Origin of the sequence: Variovorax paradoxus, from assembly GCF_000834655.1 — a bacterium.
GTDB classification, from domain to species: Bacteria; Pseudomonadota; Gammaproteobacteria; order Burkholderiales; family Burkholderiaceae_C; genus Variovorax; species Variovorax paradoxus_F.
The window spans coordinates 177,250-199,726 of record NZ_JXQQ01000084.1 but is presented as its reverse complement, the minus strand read 5'-3'; the positions used below and the strand labels follow the sequence as shown (position 1 = coordinate 199,726).

Below are 22,477 nucleotides of genomic sequence, written 5' to 3'. Positions count from 1 at the left end.
GCGGGCGCGCTGCCGGTGCTGGGGCGCGTTCCCGGGGTTGGCTCCCGAGGCGGAATGGCCGCTGGCGCCGGTGTCGCTGCTGTGGCGGGCCGGACTCCACTTCGCGCAGGACGGCGTGGTCGCGAGGATGTTCCTGGTCGGCGTGCTGCTGCTCGCGCTGTGGCTCTTGTTCTCGCGTGTCCTGCGCTGGGGACGCGGCGCGATGGTTTGCCTCGGCCTGGCGGTGTTGCTGGGCGGCGCCTTCGTCTTCGGACTCGCATCACACGGCTATGCAGGCGGGCGTGCGCTGCAAGGCATCGTGTCCCCCGAGATGCTCGAGACACGGGCCGCTAACCCCGGCGAGTTCCATGCGCTGGTCCTGTTTGCGGGATGGAGCGGGCTCGTCCTTGCGGCGTTCGGGGTCCTGACCCTTTCGGCGGCGCTGATCACGCCGCGTTCACATGTCGACAGCGCGGCGGGCATCAAGTAAGCCCACCGCCTTGGGCGCTCAGGGATAGATCTTCTCGCCCTTGGCCAGCATCTCCACGAACTGCGCAATGCGCCGTGCGCGCGTTTCGGCCTTCTTGGCGCCTTGCGTACGGAACAGCACCGAGTAGCGGTTGCGCGCATCAAGCGTGGCGAAGAACTTCGCGGCCTTCTTGTTCGCATCGAGCGCGGCCTGCAGGTCGGGCGGCACGGTTGCCTTGCTCGCTGCGTCGTAGGCCGCATCCCAGCGCCCGTCGGCCTTGGCGCGTTCCACCTCGGCCAGCCCGGCCGGCTGCATGCGCCCGTCGTCGATCAGCTTCAGTGCCTTGTCGCGGTTGATCTTCGACCAGGTGCTGCGCGCGGTGCGCGGCGTGAAGCGCTGCAGGAAGTACTGTTCGCCGTCGCTCTTGTCGCTCTTGCGCTGTCCGTCGATCCAGCCGAAGCACAGCGCGATTTCCAGCGCCTCGGGGTGGTCGACGGAGGCGATGCCGCTGGCCTTCTTCGCGATGCGCAGCCATACGCCGGCGTGGGTCGCGTGATGCCGCTTGTACCAGCGCGCGAGCGCCGCGGCGTTGGCGAATTCGACAAGCGCGTCATCGACGATGCGCTCCGCCTTTGCGGCAGTCTTCGTGGCCTTCTTGACCGCCGCCGTGGTCACGGCACCCACCAATACCGAAGCGCGTGAAAGTAGATCGGCGCCGCGAAGATCACCGAGTCCAGCCGGTCGAGCATGCCACCGTGGCCCTCGATCATCGAGCCCCAGTCCTTCACGCCGCGGTCGCGCTTGATGGCCGACATCACCAGGCCGCCGAAGAAGCCCATGAAGCAGATCATGAAAGCCATCAGCGCCGCCTGCCACGGGTTGAACGGCGTCGCCCAATAGAGCGCCGCGCCCAGCGCGGTGGCGCTGGCCACGCCACCGACGAGGCCCTCCCAGGTCTTGGAGGGCGAGAGTTCGGGCGCGACCTTGCGCTTGCCGAAGAGCTTGCCCCACACGTACTGCAGCACGTCGCTGCCCTGGACCACGATCACGAGGAACGCGATCAGCAGCAGGTTGCGGCCCTCGAAGCCCGGGATCTGCAGCGTGAGCAGCGCGGGCACGTGGCTGATGCAGAACACGCACACCATCAGCCCCCACTGGATCTTGGAGGTGCGCTCCAGAAAGCGCTGCGTGTCACCGCCCACGGCCGCGAGGATCGGCAGGATCAGGAAGGCGTAGACCGGGATGAAGATCGAATAGAGCCCGTACCACTCGATCCAGATCAGGAAGTACTGGCCCGGCAGCGCGACGAAGAACGCCAGCGCGATCGCCGCATGGTCGCCGCGCCGCGTGTAGGCAAGGCTGATGAACTCGCGCAGCGCATAGAACGAGATCAGGTAGAACAGCACGATCACGCCGCCCTTGCCGAACGCGAAGGCCAGGCCGATCACCGCCACCATCACCCACCACGCATTGACGCGCGAGTTGAGGTTGTCGATCACCGAATGCGGCTGGCCGTGCGCCACGCGCCACTTGAGCAATGCGCCGATGGCCGAGGCCAGCACCAGCACGCCGAAGACGCCGCCGAAGAGCTTGAGCGTGGTCCACGCGAAAGGAGACAGTTCGATCATGATGCGGCGCCTTCGGCCTTGTCGTTGCGGTCGTATTCGGGGCGCAGGTCGAGCATGGCTGCGCGCGCGCGGGCGATGAAGGTGTTCTTGTCTTCCCCCTCCGCCAGAACGATCGGCGTGCCGAAGCGCACCGTGCAGGCCAGCGGAATCGGCACCAGCGTGCCCTTGGGCAATACGCGCTTGAGGTTCTCGATCCACACCGGCACGAGCCGCACGTTGGGGCAGGCGCGCGCCAGGTGGAAAAGGCCGCTCTTGAGCGGCAGCAGGATCTCGTCGCCGGTGTTGCGCGTGCCTTCGGGAAACATGATGAGCGAGTCGCCGCCTTCCAGCGCCTCCTTCATCTGCTCGACCGGGTTGTCGCCCTGGCCCGAGCCGTCGCGGCGGATCATGAGCGCGTTGAACACGTCGGCGCCGATGAACTGGCGCACCTTCGAGGCCATCCAGTAGTCCTGCCCCGCCACCGGCCGGGTGAGGGCGCGCAGGTCGGGCGGAAGCGTCGCCCACAGCAGCACGAAGTCGCCGTGGCTCGTGTGGTTGGCGAAGTAGAGCGTCTGCTCGGCCTTGGGCGTGGTGCCGCTCCAGATGGCGCGCACGCCGGTCAGCAGGCCCGCCGCGCCGATGATCAGCTTGCCCGCCACGACGGCGAGCGCGCGGCGCAGCACCGTGCTTTCGGGCCTGTCGTTCTTGTTGTTCTCGTTTTCGTCGGTCAAGAGAGATCCTGTGTCATCAAGGCAAGAAGGAACATGGCGCTCTGGCAGGCGACCACGATGGCGTGGCGCTGCATGAGCTGGCGGGTGCCCTGCACGCGGTCGTCCAGCGGCCGGGTGGAGAGGGATGACGGCGCATTGCGCAGGCCGAGCCGGTCCAGCGCGCGATCGAGCGCGTCGAGCGAGGCGATAGTGCCGCGCGCGAGGTCGTCGAACAGCGTCTGGTCCAGCCGCAGCCGGAAGGCGAAATAGCGTTCGAGCACCCCGAGGATCACGACCGCCCCGAAGCCCATGGCGGGCGTGGTCGGGAGCGAACGCAGCGTGAGCGCCAGCACCAGCGCCGCGATGCAGGTCAGCGCGAAGCCCCAGATCGCCAGCACCATGAAGGCGCGCAGCAGGCCGGCGAGCGCGGCGCAGGTGGCGCGGTCGTTGTCAGTCATGGGGCGACACCTTCGGCGCGGTATGGAGCTGCGCGAGCGAACTCAGCCATGCGGGGCGAAGCACGATCTGCGGGCGAGCGCGGCGCACCGCGTCTTCGGCCTCTGCCAGGCCGCCGGCCGAACCGTAGCGGCCGAGCCATGCGATCACCGCCGCGGCGCTGCGAGAGAAGCCGAGCGCGCAGCAGACCCACACCGGCGCGCCATCGGCGTTGCGGCGCTGGCCTTCGATGACCGCGGCCGCGCGCTGCAGCCGCACTGTCGGCGGCACCGTCAGGTCGAGCAAGGACACGCAGCGCGCATGCGGCACGCCGGCCGGCATCTGAAGTTCGGCGCACAGGCTCACGAGGCGCGGCTTGCCGGCGGCGAGCCACTCGTCGTGCGTGGGCCGCCGGCCGAGCCGCAAGCCCGGCGCCACTTCGACAGAGGCGGGCAGCTTGCGCGTCCAGAGCCAGGCGTTGATCGCTGCGCCCAGGCGGTAGGGCGCGAAGATCCAGCGCGCGGCCCAGCCCATGCGCCCGTGTCCGTCCATCTGGAAGCCGCGTGCGCCGAAGCCGATGTAGTTGAGCGCCACGAAGGCGAGCGATGCCGCCGGCCACGCGAGCCACAGCCACACACCGCCGCCGTACAAAGCCGCCGCAAGGAACAGCGCCGCACCCACCGCATAGAACCCCCCGAGCTTCCAGCGCTGCGCATCGCGCGTGACCTGCCATGCGCGCCGCATCGACACCACGCGCGCCAGTGGCCACATCCACACGCACACCAACCCGAGCAGCGCGCCGGTCGGAATGTCGATGAAGTGGTGCTGCCAGGTCGTGAGCACCGAGGCGCAGATCGCGAACGCCCACACATGCAGCACCAGCCGCGCCCACAGCGGCCGGATGAATTGCCGGTACCAGTCCCACAGGATCACGGCGAGCGCGATATGCAGCGAAGGCGCCTGGTTGAACGGCTGGTCGAAGCCGCGCAGCGCGTTGAAGAGAAACGCCGGCGCGCCATCGACCGGCGGCTGCCCGAAGCTGAAGTGCAGCGGCCACACGATGAAGCAGGTGCAGGCGACGAGCGTCGCCGTGACGAGCCGCAGCGCATGCCGGTCCAGCGTGTGCTTGCTGCGCGCGAGGAACAGCGACAGCGCGTAGAACACGTTGATCGTCCAGTACGGAAAGATCGTCCACGGCCAGAACGGGATCTGCCGCTCCCAGTCGAAGGCCATCGAAGGCACGTTCGCGCGCGTGGTGGCCCACCAGTTGGCGAAGCCGTAGGTCGCGTAGAACAACGGCCCGAGGAACACCAGCCAAGCGGCTGCGCGCTTCCAGGGGCGTTGCGCGAACCAGGCTTTCATCTTCCGGTGCGCACCGCCAGCGAGACCGTGAAGATGCCCCACTCGTCGACCCGCTGGTCGATCTTGCGGAAGCCCGCTTCTTCCACCAGCTGGTCCATCTCGACCTGGGTGCGGCGGCGCATGACCCACGCTTCGCCCTGGCGGTGGCTGGTGAGCGCGCGCGCGATCATCTCCAGCTGCGGATGCCACGGCTGTCCGGTGTAGACGAGGTAGCCGCGGTCTTCCACCGCGTCGCCCACGCCCGCGAGCGAGCGTTGCACCATCTCGTTGTCGGGAAAGAGTTCGTACAGGCCCGACACCACCGCCAGCGTGGGCCGCGGCGTCACCGTCGCGAGGCTGATGCGGTCGAAGGCATCGGCCTGCACGAACTGCGCGGTGTCCTGCAGCCCCTTCTCGGCGATGAGCGCGCGGCCGTCGCGCACGTTGATGTCGCTGTAGTCGCGCAGAAGGATCGAGCTGGCCTTCACGGGGCTCGCGAGCACCGCGTCGAGCACGTAGCGGCCATGGCCGGCGGCGATGTCCATCACCCGCACCTCGCGGTGCATCTCGGCCAGGCGCTCCATCGCGATGCGCAGCAGCTCCTCGACGTGGATCTTGCGCTGCCGGATGCCGCGCCAGCCGATCGAGTTGAGGTACGTGTTGTCGATGCTCCGGCCCAGCGGGCCCTTGCCTTCGGGGTGGTTGCGGTAGACGTAGTCGAGCGTGCTGCCCGAGTCGAAGCCGGTCTGGTGGCCGAGCGCGATGCCGCTGGAGAGCTTGCCGCCGATGCGCAGCCCGCCGCGCGTCATGGCCCAGTAGGCGCCGCGTGGCGACAGCGGCGAAAGCGGTTCGGCCAGCGCGCGCGACTCGTCGGCCGTGTCGCCGGCCAGGTGCGCCCCGGTGCGGTCCACCGGCACGGCCGGCGCGTCGAAGCGCTGCAGGATGAATTCGCGGATCTGCGCCACGGCCGGCGCCCGGTCTTTTTCGCCCAGGGTGTCGTGGAAGAAGCCCGGCAGTTCGGTCTTGGTCTTCACGGCGCTGCCCAGCCGCTCGAAGAACTGGTGCTGCGGCTTGTGGTGCACCACCCAGTCGGCGCCGGAGATCAGCAGTTGAACCGGCAGCGTGATCGCGTTGGCGTCGGCCACCACGCGGTCGGCCGCTTCGTACAGGCCCAGCAGGATGTTGACCGCGATGGGCCGCGAAATCAGCGGATCGCTCTCGTAGCTGGCGATGCGTTCCGGGTCGTGCGTGAGGAACTTCGCCTTCACGTAGCTGTTGACGAAGAAGAGGCCGCGCAACTTGTGCATCAGCCCGAGCCCAGCGCGCGCGAAGGGCACGTACAGCTTCACCTTGAAGGCGGGCGAGGCCAGCGTGAGGCCGCGCACCTTGGGGGCGTAGTCGTGCGCCCAGGTCGCGATCAGCACCGCGCCCACGCTTTGCGCGACGACATGGATGTCCTGCTCGGCCACGCCGTGCGCGCTGCCGATGTGATGCACGAAGGTCTGCACGTCGCGCACCGAGGTGCCGAAGCTCGGGCTGTAGCCGCGCTGGCCCGGCGAGCGGCCGTGGCCGCGCGCGTCCCAGGCGAAGAAGTCGAAGTCGGGCAGGTTCAGTTCGTCGACCAGGTGTGCCATGCGCGCGCCGTGCTCGTGGCCGCGGTGGAACAGCACGATGGCGCCGCGGCGCACGGCGCTCGTGGCCGGCCAGTGGCGGTAGAAAAGCGATTCGCCGTCGTGCGTCTGGAAGTGATGCTCTTGGGCAAGGCGTGGCGTGATGTCGGTCATTGAATCCCTGTGAATCTTGTCTTGGTCTGTGTGTTCAGCGGCCTGCTGCGTCGGCTTCGGCCAATGCGCGGCGAATGCGGTTGACGATGGTCCAGACCACGAGCGCCGCCAGCAGCGGCATGAGCCAGGCCGTCCAGGCCGGCAACGGCCAGCCCAGCGCCACATAGAGGCCGAGCGCGCCGAACACGAAGGCCCGGTCGCTCTTGCCCAGCGGGCCGTCGTAGCGGCGCGAGGCGCCCACCGTGGGGCCGAGCGCGCCGGCGAATTCGCTCAACCCGGCCAGCACGATCACCGTGCCGATCCAGAACGGGCTGAAGGGCGCCACCAGCGCAAACGGCAGGTAGAGCGCGGCGTCGGAGACCACGTCGGTCAGCTCGTTGAGGAAGGCGCCCAGCCCGCTTTGCTGGTTGTGCTCGCGCGCCAGCATGCCGTCGATGGCGTTGAAGGCCATGCGCAGGAACATCCAGGCCGGAATGAGCGCGAAGGCTGCCGGCGAGCGCGCCGCGAAGAAAAGCCAGAGCCCGAGCACGACCGAGACGACGCACGCCGCCAGCGTGACCTGGTTGGCCGTGACGCCCATGGCATGCAGGCGGACCACCAGCGGCCGCAGCAGCGCCTGGAAGCGCGGCTTCAATTCGTAGATCGACACGTGCTGCCTTCCCTCGTTCGTTATATGGCCGAAGCATTCTGCCAGCGAAGGCAGGTACTAAACTCCCTTCAAAACCCACCCAATGACGATCCAGACCGACGATTTCGCACCCGCCCCCCAGCGCGTGGTGTCCGCTGCCCCCGCTTCGCCGAATGAGGAGGCGATCGAGCGGGCCCTTCGCCCCAAGCTGCTCGACGAATACGTCGGCCAGGCCAAGGTGCGCGAGCAACTCGAAATCTTCATCGGCGCCGCGCGCAAGCGCAAGGAGGCGCTGGACCACGTGCTGCTGTTCGGCCCGCCGGGCCTTGGCAAGACGACGCTCTCGCACATCATCGCGGCCGAACTGGGCGTCAACCTGCGCCAGACCTCCGGCCCGGTGCTGGAGAAGCCCAAGGACCTGGCGGCGCTTCTGACCAACCTGGAGCCCAACGACGTGCTCTTCATCGACGAGATCCACCGCCTGAGCCCGGTCGTCGAGGAAATCCTGTACCCCGCGCTGGAGGACTACCAGATCGACATCATGATCGGCGAGGGCCCCGCGGCGCGCAGCATCAAGCTCGACCTGCAGCCCTTCACGCTGGTGGGCGCCACCACCCGCGCCGGCATGCTGACCAACCCGCTGCGCGACCGTTTCGGCATCGTCGCGCGGCTGGAGTTCTACACGCCCGAAGAGCTCGCGCTCATCGTCACCCGCAGCGCCCGCCTCCTCAAGGTGGAAACCGACGAGAACGGCGGCTTCGAGATCGCCCGCCGCTCGCGCGGCACGCCCCGCATCGCCAACCGCTTGCTGCGCCGCGTGCGCGACTACGCCGAGGTCAAGGGCAACGGCCGCATCACCGAGGACATCGCCCACAAGGCGCTCGCCATGCTCGACGTCGATCCGCAGGGCTTCGACCTCATGGACCGGAAGCTCCTCGAAGCCGTGATCCACCGCTTCGACGGCGGCCCGGTGGGCCTCGATAACGTCGCGGCCAGCATCGGCGAGGAGCGGGACACCATCGAGGATGTGATCGAGCCCTACCTCATCCAGCAGGGCTACCTGCAGCGCACGCCGCGCGGGCGCATCGCCACGCTGGCGGCCTACCGTCACCTGGGCGTCGCGCCGCCCTCGAGCCGATCCGACGGACAGGACCTTTTCGGAGTTTGACCGACCATGCACACCCATGACCTGAGTGCCTGGCAGCACGACCACCAGTTCGGCGCCGGCAATGCCTCCGCCGAGCGCAGCACCCGTCTCGTGATGTGGATCACCGCCGCGATGATGGTTGTCGAAATCGGCGCCGGCTGGTGGTTCAACTCGATGGCGTTGCTGGCCGATGGCTGGCACATGAGCTCGCACGCGCTGGCCATCGGCCTGAGCGCCTTCGCCTATGCGGCCGCGCGCCGCTATGCGCACGACCCGCGCTTCGCGTTCGGCACCTGGAAGATCGAGGTGCTCGGCGGCTTCGCGAGCGCGCTGCTGCTGCTCGGCGTGGCGGCGCTGATGGTGGTGGGCTCTCTGGAACGGCTGTGGTCACCCTCGGCGATCCATTACCCCGAGGCGATTTCGGTGGCGGTGCTGGGGCTCATGGTCAACCTGGTCTGCGCGCGGCTCCTGGGCGGCACGCACCACGACCACGGGCATGACCATGGGCACCACCACGGCCACGATCACGGCCATTCGCACGAGCACGGCCACGACCTGAACCTGCGCTCCGCCTACCTGCACGTGGTGGCCGACGCCGCCACCTCGGTGCTCGCCATCGCGGCGCTGCTCGGCGGCTGGTTCTACGGATGGGCCTGGCTCGACCCGGCGATGGGCATCGTCGGCGCGGTACTGGTTGCCAGTTGGGCCCGGGGCCTCTTGAAGGAAACCGGCAAGGTGCTGCTCGACCGCGAGATGGACCACCCGGTCACCGAAGAGATCCGCGAAGGCGTCGAGACCACGCTGGCCGGTTCGGAAACCCGGGTGGCCGACCTGCACGTCTGGCGCGTCGGCCGCGACGCCTATGCGTGCGCGCTCACGGTCGTGACCCATTCACAGACGCTCACCGCCGACGAGGTGCGCGCCTGCTTCTCGATGCACGAGGAGATCCGCCACTCGACGGTGGAGATCCAGCGCTGCGTCGACTGACGAATCAGCCTGGCGGCCGGCGAACATGCCGCACGATCAGCACCTGCGCCGCGTAGTAGGTCGCCAGCACCCACAGCTGCGCGAGCGGCAGCGCCGAGACGAACCGATTGGTCGCCAGCAGTGCATCGCTCAGCATGAAGAAGCACGCGCCCGCCGCCACCCACACCGCTGACGGGTCGGCTGTGCGCAGCACCGCCGCACGCCCGATCGCCTGCGCCGCCATGCAGGCGATCACCACCACGTAGACGCCGACCGGAATCCGCAGCGCAGGCGGCAGCCCGCCCTGCCAGAGGAAGGCGTACATCCCCGCGCCGATCAGGAGCGTTGCCGCCAGCGCGCTGCGCCGCGGGAACAGGCTCACGCCGATGCTGAAGAGTGCGATGTACGCCAGGTGCGCGAGCAGGAAGCACACGAGCCCCGGCACGAACAGCGTCGCCGGGCCCATCAGCAGCACGTCGCCCGCCAGCGAGGCGACCAGCCCTGCGATCAGCAGCCCGTCGAAACGTGTCACCTCGCCCGATACCGAAGCACGCCGCGCAGCGAACACGATGGCAATCGACAGCGCCAGCGGCTTGCAGATGTGGTGCAGCCAGTCGATGCCCAGCGCCGCACTCGCGGTGGCCAGCGCGGCGGCCTCGACCAGCAGCACCTCGGTGACCGAAAGGCGCCCTTGCAGTACCGCGCCGATGGCCCACAGGCTCGCCGTCAGCGCAGCCAGCCAGACGGCGGCGCGCTGTAGCGGCATGCTGTCGGAGAACCAGAGAAAGAAGGCGACGCCGCCCAGCATCAGCAGGAACTGGACGCCCGCGAACCACTGCACCCCGCGGCTCACGACGGGCTCGTAGCGCGTGACCTTCGCGATGTCGAAGGCCGGCTTAGGAAAGCGCGCCGCCACGTCGGCCGGCCGCCAGCCGGGTGGCTTGAGCCACACGCGCAGCTTGTCGGCCCAGCTTTTTGCATGCCACGAGTCCTTGGCGAGTCCCCAATACACCTCGGCATTCGCCCACAGCGGGTCCCAGCTCTTGAGTTCGCCGCGGGTGCCGTAGACGCACCGTTCGTCTTCTTCGCGGAAGGTGCCGAACATGCGGTCCCACACGATCAGGATGCCGCCGTAGTTGCGGTCCAGGTACGTGTCGTTCACCGCATGGTGCACCCGGTGGTTCGAGGGCGAGCAGAACCAGCGGTCGAACCAGCCGAGCTTGCCGACCTGCTCGGTGTGTACCCAGAACTGGTAGAGCAGGTCGATGAGCGCCACCACCACGAACACCAGCGGCGGCACGCCGGCCACCGCCATCGGCAAGTAGAAGATCCAGCCGAGCAGCGCGCCGCTCGAGGTCTGTCGCAGCGCGGTCGACAGGTTGTAGTGCTGGCTCTGGTGGTGCACCACATGCGCCGCCCACAGCACCGCCGACTCGTGGCCCATGCGGTGCAGCCAGTAATAGCAGAAGTCGTAGAACACCAGCGCGAGCAGCCAGCCGTACCAGGTGGTCCAGAAGTCGCTCGCCGCCTCTTTCGGAAACAACGCCACCGCCGAGTACACCGCGGTGTAGATGCCGATGCGCAGGAGCCCCGTGAGCACCGCGCTGATCTGGCTCAGCATCCCCAGGCCGATGCTGTTGACCGCATCGGCCAGCCGGTAGGTGTCGTGCCCCGTGCCGCGGCGCGCCCGCACGCGGCCCACCGCGAATTCGATCGCGATCAAGAGGAAGAACACGGGGGTCGCAAGAACGATGATCTGGCCAGGTCGCATCGCGCGATTGTGGCGTTGCGGGCGGCCCACGCGTCACCGGGATGTCACGGGTGTGCCATCGCTGCGTCATGCAGGGATGGGAGCCTACCCGTCCATGCAACGCGACGACGCTTTCCTTCGCGCATGGCGCGACACCGCGACCGGGACTCCTGAGCCGGAGGACGACGATCGCCAGCGTCCACCGCTGCATTTCCGCACGCTCTGGATCTCCGACCTGCACCTGGGCACGCCCGGCTGCCAGGCCCGTGCGCTGCTCGACTTCCTCAAGCACACCGAGTGCGAGACGCTGTTCCTGGTCGGCGACATCATCGACGGCTGGCAGCTCAAGCGCCACTGGTACTGGCCGCAAGCGCACAACGACGTGATCCAGAAGCTCTTGCGCAAGGCGCGCAAGGGCACGCGCGTGATCTTCATCCCGGGCAACCACGACGAGTTCGCCCGCAAGTACCTCAATCACAACTTCGGTGGCATCGACGTGGCCGACGAATGGATCCACGAGACGGCCGACGGCCGCAAGCTCTGGATCATCCACGGGGACCTGTTCGACGGCGTGATCCAGTGCGCCAAGTGGCTCGCCTACGTGGGCGACTCGCTCTACGAATTCACGTTGAAGCTGAATCGCCACCTCAACTCGCTGCGCGCGCGCATGGGGTTGCCGTACTGGTCGCTCTCCAAGTACCTCAAGGGCAAGGTCAAGCGCGCGGTGAGCTACGTGGGCGACTTCGAGAACGCCGTGGCGCGAGAGGCCCGCAAACGCGGTGCGCAGGGCGTGGTCTGCGGCCACATCCACCATGCCGAGATGCGCGACATCGACGGCATCCTCTACTGCAACGACGGGGACTGGGTCGAGAGCCTGACGGCGCTGGCCGAGCATGCCGACGGCACGCTGGAGATCATCGACTGGGCCGGGCACATGCCGGTGGCGTCGAAGGCGTCGGCGGCCCGCGAGACCGTGGCCGCCTGAGCGCCTCGCGACGCGGCGCCGCAAAGGTGCGGCGCATTCGTCGATGTCGACGTCTTTCGCCGTGGGTTTCGGGCTTCGACCTCGGGCCTGTCGGCATCGTGAATTTTTCGCGTTCTTGCGCGCCGGTTCCGGCACCGCGGGCTGTTTGACCATTGTTTGGGAATGTGCGGGCTCCAGTGCCCCAGACTTTTCGGATTGCCATCCACAGGTCTGCAGCGCGTGCCCCAAACCACACTCTCCGTCATCAGCACAGCGATCCCCTCGAGCCTTGCCCAACCCGTCCTTGCGCCCGTGCGGCTCTCCGGTCGCGAGGGTGTCAACGGCCTGTTCGAGTACGAACTGATCCTCAAGACGCCCGACGCCTTGAACCTTGGCGCGAGCGGCCCGGCCGACTTCGACCTGGACGGCTTCATCGGACGCGAGATGACCTGCGCGATCGCGCTCGACGGAGCGGGTGAGCGCCTGCAGGGCGCGGTGGGTGGCGGCCACGGTGGCATCGGCGCCGGCATACGGCAAGTCAGCGGCATCGTGACGGAAGCCGCGATGTTGGGAGAGGCCGGCCGCCATGCCGTCTACCGCTTCACCATCCGGCCCTGGCTGCATCTGGCAACGCTCAATTGCGACTGCAAGGTCTATCAGGATCAGACCGTCGTCGACACGCTCGATCAGGTGCTTGGCAACTACGCCTTCCCGGTGGAAAAACGGTTGTACGACACCTATCCGCTCCGTGACTACTGCGTGCAATGGAACGAGAGCGACTTCGAGTTCTTCGAGCGCCTGTGCCAGGAATACGGCATCAACTATCACTTCGAGCACAGCGGCGATGCGCATCGGCTGGTGTTGTCGGACGCGATGGCGGCCTATCGGGAATGCCCCAGCGCGGCCTATGCGAACGTCGAATTCCACACCCCGGGCTACAAGACCGATGCCGAGTACATCCATCACTTCGTGCCGAGCCACCAACTCACCAGCAGCGCGTACGCGACCCGCGACTACGACTACACGCGCAGCAAGGCCCGGCTGGCCGGTCAATTCAGCGACCCGCGCCCTGCGAGCCAGGTCAGGAGCGAGGTCTACCAGTACCACGCGAGCGTCGGCGGCAGCCATTTCGCGCAGCCCGATGCCGGGAGCAGCGGCCCCAACGATCCAACTGCCGAGGCCCGCGTCTTTGCCCGGTTGCGCATGCAGCACCTGCGCACCCACGGCGTCCGCGCGCAGGCCGCGGGAAATCTGCGGGGCATGGTGCCGGGCTGCACGTTCCGCATGCAAGGGCATCCGCGCGAGCGCGCGAATGCCCAATACCTCATCCTGCACACGGATTTCGTCATCGAGGACGTGGGACAGGACAGCCAGATCAAGGACGCCGGCCCGGACCGCGCGCAGCGCTGGAGGGTCGGCGTCGAACTCACTGCCCATCCCGTCGGGGAAGCGCTGCGGCCCACGCTCACTCGCGCCAAGCCCAAGACCGGCGGCCCGCAGAACGCGGTGGTCGTCGGCCCCTCCGGCCAGGACATCTGGACCGACGAATACGGTCGCATCAAGGTCCAGTTTCCATGGGACCGGGACGGGCAGTTCGACCAGAACAGTTCCTGCAAGGTCCGCGTGAGCGCGGCGTGGGCTGGCAATCAACTGGGGGCGATGCATGTCCCGCGCATCGGTCAGGAGGTCGTCATCGAGTTCTTCGGCGGCGACCCCGACCTGCCCATTTGCACAGGTCGTGTGTACAACCAGATGAACCTGCCGCCGTTCAAGCTGCCCGATCAGGCGGCGCTTTCGGGCTTTCGCTCGCGCGAACTCGTCGCGGGCGGCGGCAACGGCGCCGCAGGGCGCAGCAACCAGCTCATCCTGGATGACACGGCCGGGAACATTCAGGCGCAGCTCAAGAGCGATCACCAGTCCAGTTCGCTGAGCCTGAACAAGAAACGCAAAGGCAAGAAGCCGATACACGAAAACTTGCGGGATACCCTGCAAGAGTTCACCAGTGCCAAGCGTGACTTGCAACCTGCCTGACCCATCGATCATGTTTATTCGCGAAGAGGGCTATGCCCGACTGCACAGAGCGGCCATAGCCAAGAGCCGTGCGCACATCAATCTGGATGGCCAAAAGCAATGGCCGATCAATCGCTCTGGTGCGCGGGGCATCACGATACCCAACGGCAGCGCCTACGCGCAAAACGATGCTTATCTGGAATTGTGCAATCCAGGGTGGAATTTGCAGTGGCGTGCCGGAATAGCAAATCTCTATGTGGTCCTGCCTGGGCTGTTTATTGTTTGGATGTGGTACGGATTTGCAGTGCACCCGCTGTTTTTCAATGAAATCATTTTTTTCTTTGTTGTCGGCGATGAGGTTCCAAATATTCTTCTCTGGTTTGGCTGGCTTCTACTCTTCCCCATGGCCGCAGCCTCCGCCTTCATGATCTTCGCCTGGTTCTATTACATGGGCATGCGCACCTGCTTCTTCACTTTCGCCCGAGGCCGCATCCGCTTCAATCGGCTCACGCGCAAGGTATATGTGCTGCGTCCCAAGTACTGCGGAGGCAACGCGATATTCGAGTGGGATCGACTGGTTGCGCTGTTCGATCCTCAAAGCACCAACCGTTGGGACAAGCAGGAAGTTGCGCTGCTGGCCCTGTACCACCCACCCTTCGACGCCACCGACCCCACGGCCCGGGGCGAAGACTGCCTGTTCGCAGGCCCGGCCGTCACCGGTCCCAGCGGCGCAGCCCACCTGTGGGAGTACATCCGCCAGTACATGGAAACGGGCCCCACCATCGACCGAATTCCGGCCGACGCACCGGCCAATTTCAAAGGCATCGCGCGCTACCTGCACCCGGACTACACCACTTACTGCGGCCTGCCCAGCAGCCACCAGTACGGGCAGGAGTGCAGGCCCGGCTTCATGGAAACCTTCTTCCATATGAGCAGCCAGATGACGTGCAGCTGGCCGCGTTTTCCCGAGGAATGGCAAAGCGACAGCGGCATGGGCGAACCCGAAGACAGGCCGGTGCAAACGGGTGCTGTGATGACGGCACTGGTGTACCGCGCCAGGGGCTGCTTGAGCAAGGCGGAGGAAGTTGAATTGATGGAGCGCTACGGCACTGCCGAGGCGTTGGCACAAGCGCAGGCGCGGAGCGATTGATGCCCCTGCGCGAAGAGTTCACGCTCGCTGTTCACGACCACTTCGAGCAGAGAGCCCTGCAACTCGCCGCGGCCGCCGCTCCCAAGCCTTGGCCCAGACATCTCCTGGCGAGCGAGCAAGCCCTCGCGCGCCAGTCTCCGCAGCCCGACCGTCTGTTGGCCGTTCGAGCTGCCCGAGTCCCTCTGATCGAAGCGGCCCGGCCGCTGCTGCTGGCTCAGGTCCACTTGCCCAGGCGGCTTGACGCAGCGCACGCCATTGCCTTGCACAGCGATCTTCAGCGCGAGGTCGCCAGCTTCCAGTCCGTGTGCGGCGATGCCCTTGTGCGCAAGGAGTACATCACCGGCGCGAGCTACATGCTGTGCACCGCACTGGATGAAGCCGCTGGCTTGTCCTTGCGGAAAGTGGGATCGAGCTCGGGCATTGACACTTGGGCTGGACGGCTGCTGGCGGTTCAGTTCCACGGCGATGGCAAGGGGGGAGAAAACGTTTTCAGGCTCATGGCGAACCTGCTGCAAAGACCCGCCGATCACTTGGATCTGTTGGAGCTGCTGCTGATCTTGATCGCACTCGGGTTCGAGGGCTCGTACCGCCAAGCCGCCAATGGCAAGCGCGTGCTCGACGACATTCGCCACACCCTCTTTTCAACGGTTCGTTCCTGCCGGGGCGACGGCATGCGCGTGGCGCATTGGAAGGCGATCGAGAGCCTGCTGTGGGAGCGGGTGCCGCCCGGTGAGTTGGCGGGCGCTGCACAGGCGTTGTTCCAATGAGGGGCCGGGCCAGGCCGGCTCAGGTGCCGCCGGGCGGGCCTTTGGCCGACGGGTCGAAGTGCCCCCGCCAGACGTCGTAGTGGCGCCACATGCTCTTGTTCATCTCATCCATCCAGAGCCACCAGTTCAGCACGAGCTTTTCGGGGTCGTGGGCAACGGATGACAGTGGCAAGGCCGGCGCATGGCGGGCCGGCGGATCGGGCAGTTCGTAGTCGCACAGCCGCTCGACGCTGGCTTGCGAGAAACCGGGTGTGGTGGTCGCGTGCATGGTGCTCTCCGTTGAGCGCAGCGCATTCTCTGGCGCACAGAACAACTCCCGACCGGCAATTCTGCGTGGACGTCCGGCGGCGCCGCAGAGGGCTATCCCGGGTGTGCGCACAAACTACGGGAGTGGCGAGTCTTCGTCCGATCCGACGATGCCGCTGTCCTGCCCCGCGGGTGCACACTCGCCGCTGCACTCCAACGGGACCCCTCCATGGCCTGGACACTCAGCGCAGCGGAAACTGCATTCCGGAACGAGGTTCGCGAATTCCTCTCGCGGGAGCTGACGCCCGAGTTGCGCGCCGCGGGCCGGCGCTGCTCGGGCATCTTCAGCGACTACGCCGAAGGCAACGGCTGGCATCGCATCCTCGCCAAGCAGGGCTGGAGCGTGCCCCACTGGCCGGTCGAGCACGGCGGCACCGGCTGGACACCGATGCAGCACTACCTCTTCGCGGCCGAGCTGGCCGCGGCCGACGCGCCGCAGCGCGCGCCGATGGGGCCGAGCATGGTCGCGCCGGTCATCATCGCCTTCGGCACCGAGGCGCAGAAGCGCGCATGGCTGCCCGGCATCCGCTCGGGCGAGGACTACTGGTGCCAGGGCTACTCCGAGCCCGGGGCGGGCTCCGACCTCGCATCGCTGCAGTGCAAGGCCTTGCGCGACGGCGACCACTACGTGATCAACGGCACCAAGATCTGGACCACCCACGCGCAGTACGCCAACCGCATGTTCTGCCTGGTGCGCACCGCCTCGGGCGGCAAGCCGCAGCAGGGCATCAGCTTCCTGTGCTTCGACATCCCGACGCCGGGCATCACCATCCGGCCGATCATCAGCATCTCGGGCGACCACGAACTGAACCAGGTGTTCTTCGACGACGTGCGCGTGCCCGCCGAGGGGCTCATCGGGGAGGAGAACCAGGGCTGGACCATCGCCAAGTACCTGCTGCAGCACGAGCGCGGCGGCGCCTGGACGCCGATGCTGTGCGCGCGCCTTCGCCGGCTGCAGGCGGCGGCCGGTGCGATCGCCGACGCGCAGGAAGCCGATGACATGGCGCTGCGCCTGGCCGAAGCCGAATGCGCCATCGATGCGCTCGAGGCCACCGAGCTGCAATCGCTGCGCGCGCAGGCCCGCGGCGAGCCGCCCGGCATCCGCCCCTCGATGGGCAAGGTGCTCGGCTCCGAGCTGCGCCAGCGGCTGACCGAACTGGGCGTCGAAATCGCCGGCCCCTATGCCGCCGTCAGCCTGCCACTGGACGACGGGCTGCAAGGCGACATGCCCGTTCCCGAGGAGGCCGTGTTCTCGATGTCGGCCTACCTCAACGACCGCGCCGCTTCCATCTACGCCGGCTCCAACGAGGTGCAGCGCAACATCGTGGCGGCCCACCTGCTGGCGCGCTGAGGTCCTTGACATGAACACGCTCACCGAACAGGACGACACCCTCGCGATGCTGCGCGACAGCCTCGCGCGCTACCTGGACGACCACCACGGCTTCGAGCAGCGGCTGCATGCGCTCGCGAAGGCCGACGACGCGACGCCGCCGTTCTGGCAGGGCCTCTCGCGCGAACTCGACCTGCTGGGCGCGGCGCTGCCCGAATCGCAAGGCGGCCTGGGCCTGGGCATGGCCGCGCACCTCGCATTGATCGAAACGCTGGGCGGCGCGCTCGCGGCCGAGCCGTATCTCTCGACGATGGTGATCGGCGCCGGCCTACTGCAGCGCCACCCCGGCGCAGCGGCCGATGCACTGCTCGCGCGCGTCGTCGCGGGGCAGGCCGTGCTGGCCTTCGCGCACGCCGAGCCGCAGAGCCGCCACGAGCGCGCCGACGTGCAGGCGCAGCTCGTGCGCGAGGGCGACGGCCTGCGGCTCGATGGCCGCAAGGCCGTGGTGCAGGCCGCGCCCTGGGCCAGCCACTTCATCGTCACGGCGCGCAGCGGCAATGGCTTGTCGCTGCTCGTGGTGCCGAGGGAGATGCCGGGCCTGCGCCTGCGTACCTACCCGACGCGCGACGGCGCCCGGGCCGCCGACATCGCCTTCGACAACGTGCGCCTCCCCGCCGATGCATTGCTCGGCGACGAGGGCGCCGCGCTGCCGCAGATCGAACGCGCGCTCGACGAGGCCACAGTCGCCATCTGCGCCGAATCGGTCGGCGTCATGCGCCGCCTGATGCGCGACACCCTCGACTACGTGCGCCAGCGCAAGCAATTCGGTGTGCCGATCTCCAGCTTCCAGGTGCTGCAGCACCGCCTGGCCGACATGCACATGGCACTGGAGCAGGCGGCGGCACTCACCTCGAGCGTCGGCGAGATCGTCGACACCGCGAGCGACGACGACCGCGCCCGCGCGGTCTCGTCCGCCAAGGTCGCCGCGGCCAAGGCCTGCAAGGCCGTGGGGCAGGGCGCGGTGCAACTGCACGGCGGCATGGGCATGACCGAGGAACTGGCCATCGGTCACTACGTGCGCCGTGCCACGCTCATCGAAAGCCAGTTCGGCCCGCCCGCATGGCACCTGCGCCGCGTGGCGAAGCTGCGCGCCGCCGCAACGCCCGTGAGATAGATTGATCGAGCGGGGCGCATTCGTCGCTTTGGACGATGCACCCCCGCCGCCCCCGCGCCAAGATGCCTCCACACACAGGAGACAGACCATGGCAGGTCCATTGCAAGGCCTTCGGGTGATCGAGATGGCGGGCATCGGCCCCGGCCCGTTCTGCGCGATGCTCTTCGCCGACATGGGTGCGGAGGTGATCCGCATCGAACGCCCCGGCACGCGCACCGCGCCCCACGACATCCTCGCGCGCGGCCGCAGCACATGGCAGGTCGACCTGCGCGCGGAAGGCTCGGCGTCGTCGGTGCTCGACGCCATCGAAAAGGCCGACGTGCTCATCGAGGGCTTTCGCCCTGGCGTGATGGAGCGCCTGGGCCTCGGCCCCGCCGAATGCCATGCGCGCAACCCGCGCCTGGTCTACGGCCGCATGACCGGCTGGGGCCAGCACGGCCCGCTCGCGCACGCGGCCGGCCATGACATCAACTACATCGCCATCAGCGGCGCGCTGCATGCCATCGGCCGCACTGGCGAGCCGCCGGTGCCGCCGCTCAACTACGTGGGCGACTTCGGCGGCGGCGCGATGCTGCTGGCCTTCGGCATTCTCGCGGCGCTGCACGAGGCCAAGGGCTCGGGCCAGGGGCAGGTGGTCGATGCGGCCATGACCGACGGCGCGGCGCTGCTGTCTTCGATGATGTACGGCTTCAAGTCGGCCGGCCTATGGAGCAACCAGCGCGGCGAGAACATGCTCGACGGCGGCGCGCACTTCTACGACACCTACGCCTGCGCAGACGGCAAGTACGTGGCCGTGGGCGCCATCGAGCCGCAGTTCTATGCGCTGCTGCGCGAGCGCTGCGGCATCGCCGACGACACCGCCTTCGATGCGCAGATGGACGCCGACCGCTGGCCGCTGCTCAAGCTGCGCATGGCCGACCTGTTCCGCACCCGCACGCGCGATGCGTGGTGCGTGCTGCTCGAAGGCAGCGACGCCTGCTTCGCCCCCGTGCTCGACTGGGACGAAGCCCCCGGGCACCCGCACAACGTGGCGCGCGGCACCTTCGCGAACGTCGGCGGCGTGGTGCAGCCCGCGCCCGCGCCGCGCTTCAGCCGCACCGCACCGGTGATGCCGCCCGCCACCGCGCAGGACGACGGCGAGGCCCTGCTGCGCCGCTGGGGCGCGACGATCGCCCCGGTCGTTGCCGGCTGAAAAGAAAGGCAACACCCATGTTCCTCACCCAGCCCCTGCACAAGGGCCGCCGCGAGAAGGCCCGCGACACCGCCGTGGTCTGCGGCAGCAAGCGCCTGGACTTCGGCGAGCTCGCAGACCGCGCCTCGCGCCTGGCCGCCGTGCTGCAGCAGCTCGGCATGCAGCGCGGCGACCGCGTCGGCATGATGAGCCTCAACTCGCACCGCTTCGTCGAGTACTTCTTCGGCACCTGGTGGGGCGGCGGCGTCATCAACCCCGTCAACATCCGCTGGAACCCCAAGGAGGTCGCGTACTCGCTGGACGACTGCAACACCCGCATCCTGCTGGTGGACGACCTCTTCGCGCCGATGGCGCCCGCGCTGCGCCAGCTCTCGGCGTCGCTGCGCACCGTGGTCTATTGCGGCGACGGCGCGGTGCCCGAGGGCATGGTCGGCTACGAGGCGCTGCTCGCCGAAGCCGAGCCCATCGACGACGCGCCGCACGGCGCCGACGAACTCGCCGCCGTCATGTACACCGGCGGCACCACCGGCCAGCCCAAGGGCGTGATGCTCACGCACGGCAGCCTCTACATCAACGCACTGGGCACCGTCGCCGCATTGCCGCGTGACACAGAGGACGCGGCCGCCATCGTCGCCGCGCCAATGTTCCACGTGGCCGGCTGCGGCATCGCGCTGCAGAGCCTGCAGCGGCTCGTGCCCATCCATGTGGTGCCGATGTTCGACGAGCTCGCGGTGCTCGAGACCCTCCAGTCCGCGCGCATCACCGAGATGTTCCTCGTGCCCACGATGATCAAGCGCGTGATCGAGCATCCGCGCTTCGCGGAGTTCGACCTGTCCAACCTGCGGCTGCTGTCGTACGGCGCGGCGCCCATCGATGCGGCGCTGCTCGACCAGGCCATGCGCGCCTTTCCGCGCACCGCATTCGCGCAGGTGTACGGCATGACCGAGCTCTCTCCCGTCGTCACCGCGCTGCCCCCGCACTGCCACCAGCCCGGACCCGACCGCGAGCGCCTGCTGCGCTCGGCCGGCACGCCCATCGCCATCGCGGAGGTCCGCATCGTCGATGGCGACGACAACGAGCTGCCGTTCGGCCAGGTCGGCGAGATCGTCGCGCGCGGGCCGATGGTGATGAAGGGCTACTGGAACAAACCGCAGGAAACCGAGGCCGCCCTGCGCGGCGGCTGGATGCACACCGGCGACGGCGGCTACATGGACGCGCACGGCTTCGTCTACGTGGTCGACCGCATGAAGGACATGATCGTGAGCGGCGGCGAGAACGTGTATTCGGCCGAGGTCGAGAACGCCATTGCGCAGCTGCCGCAGGTGCTGATGTCGGCGGTGATCGGCGTGCCCGACGACAAGTGGGGCGAGCGCGTGCATGCGGTGATCGTGCGGCGCGAAGGCATGGCGCTGGAGGCCGAGGCCGTCATTGCGCACTGCCGCGAACAGATCGCCACCTACAAATGCCCGCGCAGCGTGGAGTTCCGCGATGCGCTGCCGCTTTCGGCCGCGGGCAAGCTGCAGAAATTCCAGTTGCGCGAGCCCTTCTGGGCCGGCAAGGCGCGCCGCGTCGGCTGACCGACGACATTTTTTCGAGACTACAAAGGACAACTCCCATGCCCATCGATTTCAGCCGCTCGTGGAGCGACGAAGACCTGGCGCTCTACCGCGACAACGTGGTGCGCTTCGTCGAAACCGAAGTGCTCCCGCACGACGAAGAGGCGCGCAAGCGCGGCCACGTCGGCCACGAGGTCTGGCGCAAGGCCGGCGCGCTCGGCCTCCTGTGCGCCGACATTCCCGACGACTACGGCGGCGCCGGCGGCGACTTCCGGCACGAGGCGGTGGTGTACGAGGAAATGTCGCGCCGTGGGCTCACCGGCATGGCCACCTCGGTGCATGCCATCGTTGCGCACTACATCCTCAACCACGGCACCGAGGAGCAGAAGCGCCGCTACCTGCCCCTCATGGCGAGCGGCCAGATGGTCGGCGCCATCGCCATGACCGAGCCCGGCGCCGGCTCCGACCTGCAGGGCGTGCGCACCCGCGCCGAGAAAAAGGAGGGCAGCTACGTCATCAACGGCTCGAAGACCTTCATCACCAACGGCTACCTCGCCGGCCTGGTGCTGGTGGTGTGCAAGACCGATCCGGCGCAGGGCGCCAAGGGCACCTCGATCCTCATCGTGGAGACCGAGGGCTGCGAGGGCTTTCGCGTGGGACGCGTGCTCGACAAGATCGGCATGAAGGCGCAGGACACCTCCGAGCTCTTCTTCGACGACGTGCGCGTGCCCGCCGATGCGCTGCTCGGCGGCCAGGAGGGGCAGGGCTTCTTCCAGCTGATGAGCGACCTGCCTTACGAGCGCACCATCATCGGCGTGACCGCGCTCGCGGCCATGGAAGGCGCCTACCAGGCCACGCTCGACTACGTGCGCGACCGCAAGGCCTTCGGCAAGCCGATCGCCGAATTCCAGAACACCAAGTTCAAGCTCGCCGAGATCGCCACCCAGATCAAGGTGGGCCGCGCCTTCATCGACCGCTGCGTCGAAGACCTGGTGGCCGGGCGGCTGGACACCGCCACCGCCTCCATGGCCAAGCTCTGGGGCACCGAGGCGCAGGGCCGCGTGATGGACGAGTGCCTGCAGCTCTTCGGCGGCTACGGCTACATGAGCGAATACATGGTCGCGCGCATGTACGCCGATGCGCGGGTGCAGCGCATCTACGGCGGCACCAACGAGATCATGAAAGAGGTGATTTCGCGGGCGCTTTGAACGC

At 67.9% G+C, this 22,477-nt stretch carries 21 protein-coding genes; 12 read left to right on the top strand and 9 right to left on the bottom strand.

All coding sequences use genetic code 11. The features are described from left to right. Positions 1-469, top strand: a 469-nt coding sequence (locus RT97_RS33555; RefSeq protein ID WP_172672259.1) for a hypothetical protein, incomplete at its 5' end; no start/stop codon positions are given. An 18-nt stretch (positions 470-487) separates the two neighbouring features. On the opposite strand, the gene RT97_RS27390 is transcribed toward RT97_RS33555, so the two are convergent. From RT97_RS27390 to RT97_RS27360, 7 genes are read right to left on the bottom strand one after another with little or no spacing between them, the layout of a single operon-like run. Continuing rightward, a complete protein-coding gene (locus tag RT97_RS27390; RefSeq protein WP_042582021.1) occupies positions 488-1,123 on the bottom strand; it encodes a YdeI/OmpD-associated family protein in 636 nt (211 codons plus the stop codon). After that, positions 1,120-2,076, bottom strand: a complete 957-nt coding sequence (locus RT97_RS27385) for a phosphatidate cytidylyltransferase (protein ID WP_042581994.1) — start codon at positions 2,074-2,076, stop codon at positions 1,120-1,122. The genes RT97_RS27390 and RT97_RS27385 overlap by 4 nt, the downstream gene beginning before the upstream one ends. Further along, positions 2,073-2,738 carry a lysophospholipid acyltransferase family protein gene (locus RT97_RS27380; RefSeq protein ID WP_042582020.1) on the bottom strand — a complete coding sequence of 222 codons (666 nt, stop codon included), beginning with the start codon at positions 2,736-2,738 and terminating at the stop codon, positions 2,073-2,075. Before RT97_RS27380 ends, RT97_RS27385 begins: the two co-directional genes overlap by 4 nt. Positions 2,739-2,782: 44 nt before the next feature. Further along, positions 2,783-3,223, bottom strand: coding sequence for a hypothetical protein (locus RT97_RS27375; protein ID WP_042581993.1), 441 nt, complete (start codon positions 3,221-3,223; stop codon positions 2,783-2,785). Continuing rightward, the gene (locus RT97_RS27370) at positions 3,216-4,562 is read right to left on the bottom strand and encodes a phosphatase PAP2/dual specificity phosphatase family protein (protein ID WP_042581992.1); all 1,347 of its coding nucleotides are present in this window, start codon (positions 4,560-4,562) and stop codon (positions 3,216-3,218) included. Before RT97_RS27370 ends, RT97_RS27375 begins: the two co-directional genes overlap by 8 nt. Further along, positions 4,559-6,325 carry a bifunctional alpha/beta hydrolase/class I SAM-dependent methyltransferase gene (locus tag RT97_RS27365; RefSeq protein WP_042581991.1) on the bottom strand — a complete coding sequence of 589 codons (1,767 nt, stop codon included), beginning with the start codon at positions 6,323-6,325 and terminating at the stop codon, positions 4,559-4,561. Before RT97_RS27365 ends, RT97_RS27370 begins: the two co-directional genes overlap by 4 nt. A 34-nt stretch (positions 6,326-6,359) precedes the next feature. Further along, positions 6,360-6,974: a CDP-alcohol phosphatidyltransferase family protein gene (locus RT97_RS27360; protein ID WP_042581990.1), complete on the bottom strand. Its 615-nt coding sequence runs from the start codon at positions 6,972-6,974 to the stop codon at positions 6,360-6,362. Between the two features lie 82 nt (positions 6,975-7,056). Between RT97_RS27360 and ruvB the strand changes: the two genes are divergently transcribed. Together ruvB and dmeF are read left to right on the top strand one after the other, a co-directional pair. Further along, positions 7,057-8,121, top strand: coding sequence for a Holliday junction branch migration DNA helicase RuvB (ruvB, locus tag RT97_RS27355; RefSeq protein ID WP_042581989.1), 1,065 nt, complete (start codon positions 7,057-7,059; stop codon positions 8,119-8,121). 6 nt (positions 8,122-8,127) lie between these two features. Beyond that, positions 8,128-9,087, top strand: a complete 960-nt coding sequence (dmeF, locus tag RT97_RS27350; RefSeq protein ID WP_042581988.1) for a CDF family Co(II)/Ni(II) efflux transporter DmeF — start codon at positions 8,128-8,130, stop codon at positions 9,085-9,087. A gap of 4 nt (positions 9,088-9,091) precedes the next feature. On the opposite strand, the gene RT97_RS27345 is transcribed toward dmeF, so the two are convergent. Then, positions 9,092-10,837, bottom strand: a complete 1,746-nt coding sequence (locus tag RT97_RS27345) for a lysoplasmalogenase family protein (RefSeq protein ID WP_042582019.1) — start codon at positions 10,835-10,837, stop codon at positions 9,092-9,094. 94 nt (positions 10,838-10,931) lie between these two features. On the opposite strand from RT97_RS27345, the gene RT97_RS27340 reads away from it, so the two are divergent. The 4 genes from RT97_RS27340 (at position 10,932) to icmH (ending at position 15,707) form a co-directional block, all read left to right on the top strand. Then, positions 10,932-11,801, top strand: a complete 870-nt coding sequence (locus RT97_RS27340; RefSeq protein ID WP_042581987.1) for a UDP-2,3-diacylglucosamine diphosphatase — start codon at positions 10,932-10,934, stop codon at positions 11,799-11,801. A 219-nt stretch (positions 11,802-12,020) separates the two neighbouring features. Next, complete coding sequence (locus RT97_RS27335) at positions 12,021-13,811, top strand: type VI secretion system Vgr family protein (RefSeq protein ID WP_253278327.1); 1,791 nt, start codon at positions 12,021-12,023, stop codon at positions 13,809-13,811. Positions 13,812-13,821: 10 nt separating this feature from the next. Beyond that, positions 13,822-14,940, top strand: a complete 1,119-nt coding sequence (locus RT97_RS27330) for a hypothetical protein (RefSeq protein ID WP_042581986.1) — start codon at positions 13,822-13,824, stop codon at positions 14,938-14,940. After that, on the top strand, positions 14,940-15,707 hold the full coding sequence (gene icmH, locus RT97_RS27325) for a type IVB secretion system protein IcmH/DotU (protein WP_052810768.1): 768 nt from the start codon (positions 14,940-14,942) through the stop codon (positions 15,705-15,707). Before RT97_RS27330 ends, icmH begins: the two co-directional genes overlap by 1 nt. Positions 15,708-15,726: 19 nt before the next feature. Here icmH and RT97_RS27320 read toward each other — a convergent pair whose 3' ends face one another. Then, complete coding sequence (locus RT97_RS27320; protein WP_042581985.1) at positions 15,727-15,975, bottom strand: hypothetical protein; 249 nt, start codon at positions 15,973-15,975, stop codon at positions 15,727-15,729. A 207-nt stretch (positions 15,976-16,182) separates the two neighbouring features. Between RT97_RS27320 and RT97_RS27315 the strand changes: the two genes are divergently transcribed. From RT97_RS27315 to RT97_RS27295, 5 genes are all read left to right on the top strand, one after another. Continuing rightward, positions 16,183-17,364: an acyl-CoA dehydrogenase family protein gene (locus tag RT97_RS27315; protein WP_042581984.1), complete on the top strand. Its 1,182-nt coding sequence runs from the start codon at positions 16,183-16,185 to the stop codon at positions 17,362-17,364. 10 nt (positions 17,365-17,374) lie between these two features. Next, the gene (locus RT97_RS27310) at positions 17,375-18,517 is read left to right on the top strand and encodes an acyl-CoA dehydrogenase family protein (RefSeq protein ID WP_042581983.1); all 1,143 of its coding nucleotides are present in this window, start codon (positions 17,375-17,377) and stop codon (positions 18,515-18,517) included. Between the two features lie 88 nt (positions 18,518-18,605). After that, the gene (locus RT97_RS27305; RefSeq protein WP_042581982.1) at positions 18,606-19,709 is read left to right on the top strand and encodes a CaiB/BaiF CoA transferase family protein; all 1,104 of its coding nucleotides are present in this window, start codon (positions 18,606-18,608) and stop codon (positions 19,707-19,709) included. Between the two features lie 17 nt (positions 19,710-19,726). Next, on the top strand, positions 19,727-21,286 hold the full coding sequence (locus tag RT97_RS27300; protein ID WP_042581981.1) for a long-chain-fatty-acid--CoA ligase: 1,560 nt from the start codon (positions 19,727-19,729) through the stop codon (positions 21,284-21,286). A gap of 38 nt (positions 21,287-21,324) precedes the next feature. Continuing rightward, positions 21,325-22,473: an acyl-CoA dehydrogenase family protein gene (locus RT97_RS27295; protein ID WP_042581980.1), complete on the top strand. Its 1,149-nt coding sequence runs from the start codon at positions 21,325-21,327 to the stop codon at positions 22,471-22,473. Positions 22,474-22,477 lie beyond the last annotated feature (4 nt).

What these genes read in the sequence shown, in the direction of transcription:
- icmH (WP_052810768.1), top strand. Translation starts at nt 14,940, where the DNA reads ATGCCCCTGCGCGAAGAGTTCACGCTCGCTGTTCACGACCACTTCGAG.
- ruvB (WP_042581989.1), top strand. Translation starts at nt 7,057, where the DNA reads ATGACGATCCAGACCGACGATTTCGCACCCGCCCCCCAGCGCGTGGTG.
- RT97_RS27295 (WP_042581980.1), top strand. Translation starts at nt 21,325, where the DNA reads ATGCCCATCGATTTCAGCCGCTCGTGGAGCGACGAAGACCTGGCGCTC.
- RT97_RS27320 (WP_042581985.1), bottom strand. Translation starts at nt 15,975, where the DNA reads ATGCACGCGACCACCACACCCGGTTTCTCGCAAGCCAGCGTCGAGCGG.
- RT97_RS27370 (WP_042581992.1), bottom strand. Translation starts at nt 4,562, where the DNA reads ATGAAAGCCTGGTTCGCGCAACGCCCCTGGAAGCGCGCAGCCGCTTGG.
- RT97_RS27385 (WP_042581994.1), bottom strand. Translation starts at nt 2,076, where the DNA reads ATGATCGAACTGTCTCCTTTCGCGTGGACCACGCTCAAGCTCTTCGGC.
- RT97_RS27365 (WP_042581991.1), bottom strand. Translation starts at nt 6,325, where the DNA reads ATGACCGACATCACGCCACGCCTTGCCCAAGAGCATCACTTCCAGACG.
- dmeF (WP_042581988.1), top strand. Translation starts at nt 8,128, where the DNA reads ATGCACACCCATGACCTGAGTGCCTGGCAGCACGACCACCAGTTCGGC.
- RT97_RS27340 (WP_042581987.1), top strand. Translation starts at nt 10,932, where the DNA reads ATGCAACGCGACGACGCTTTCCTTCGCGCATGGCGCGACACCGCGACC.
- RT97_RS27375 (WP_042581993.1), bottom strand. Translation starts at nt 3,223, where the DNA reads ATGACTGACAACGACCGCGCCACCTGCGCCGCGCTCGCCGGCCTGCTG.
- RT97_RS27330 (WP_042581986.1), top strand. Translation starts at nt 13,822, where the DNA reads ATGTTTATTCGCGAAGAGGGCTATGCCCGACTGCACAGAGCGGCCATA.
- RT97_RS27300 (WP_042581981.1), top strand. Translation starts at nt 19,727, where the DNA reads ATGTTCCTCACCCAGCCCCTGCACAAGGGCCGCCGCGAGAAGGCCCGC.
- RT97_RS27310 (WP_042581983.1), top strand. Translation starts at nt 17,375, where the DNA reads ATGAACACGCTCACCGAACAGGACGACACCCTCGCGATGCTGCGCGAC.
- RT97_RS27345 (WP_042582019.1), bottom strand. Translation starts at nt 10,837, where the DNA reads ATGCGACCTGGCCAGATCATCGTTCTTGCGACCCCCGTGTTCTTCCTC.
- RT97_RS27315 (WP_042581984.1), top strand. Translation starts at nt 16,183, where the DNA reads ATGGCCTGGACACTCAGCGCAGCGGAAACTGCATTCCGGAACGAGGTT.
- RT97_RS27305 (WP_042581982.1), top strand. Translation starts at nt 18,606, where the DNA reads ATGGCAGGTCCATTGCAAGGCCTTCGGGTGATCGAGATGGCGGGCATC.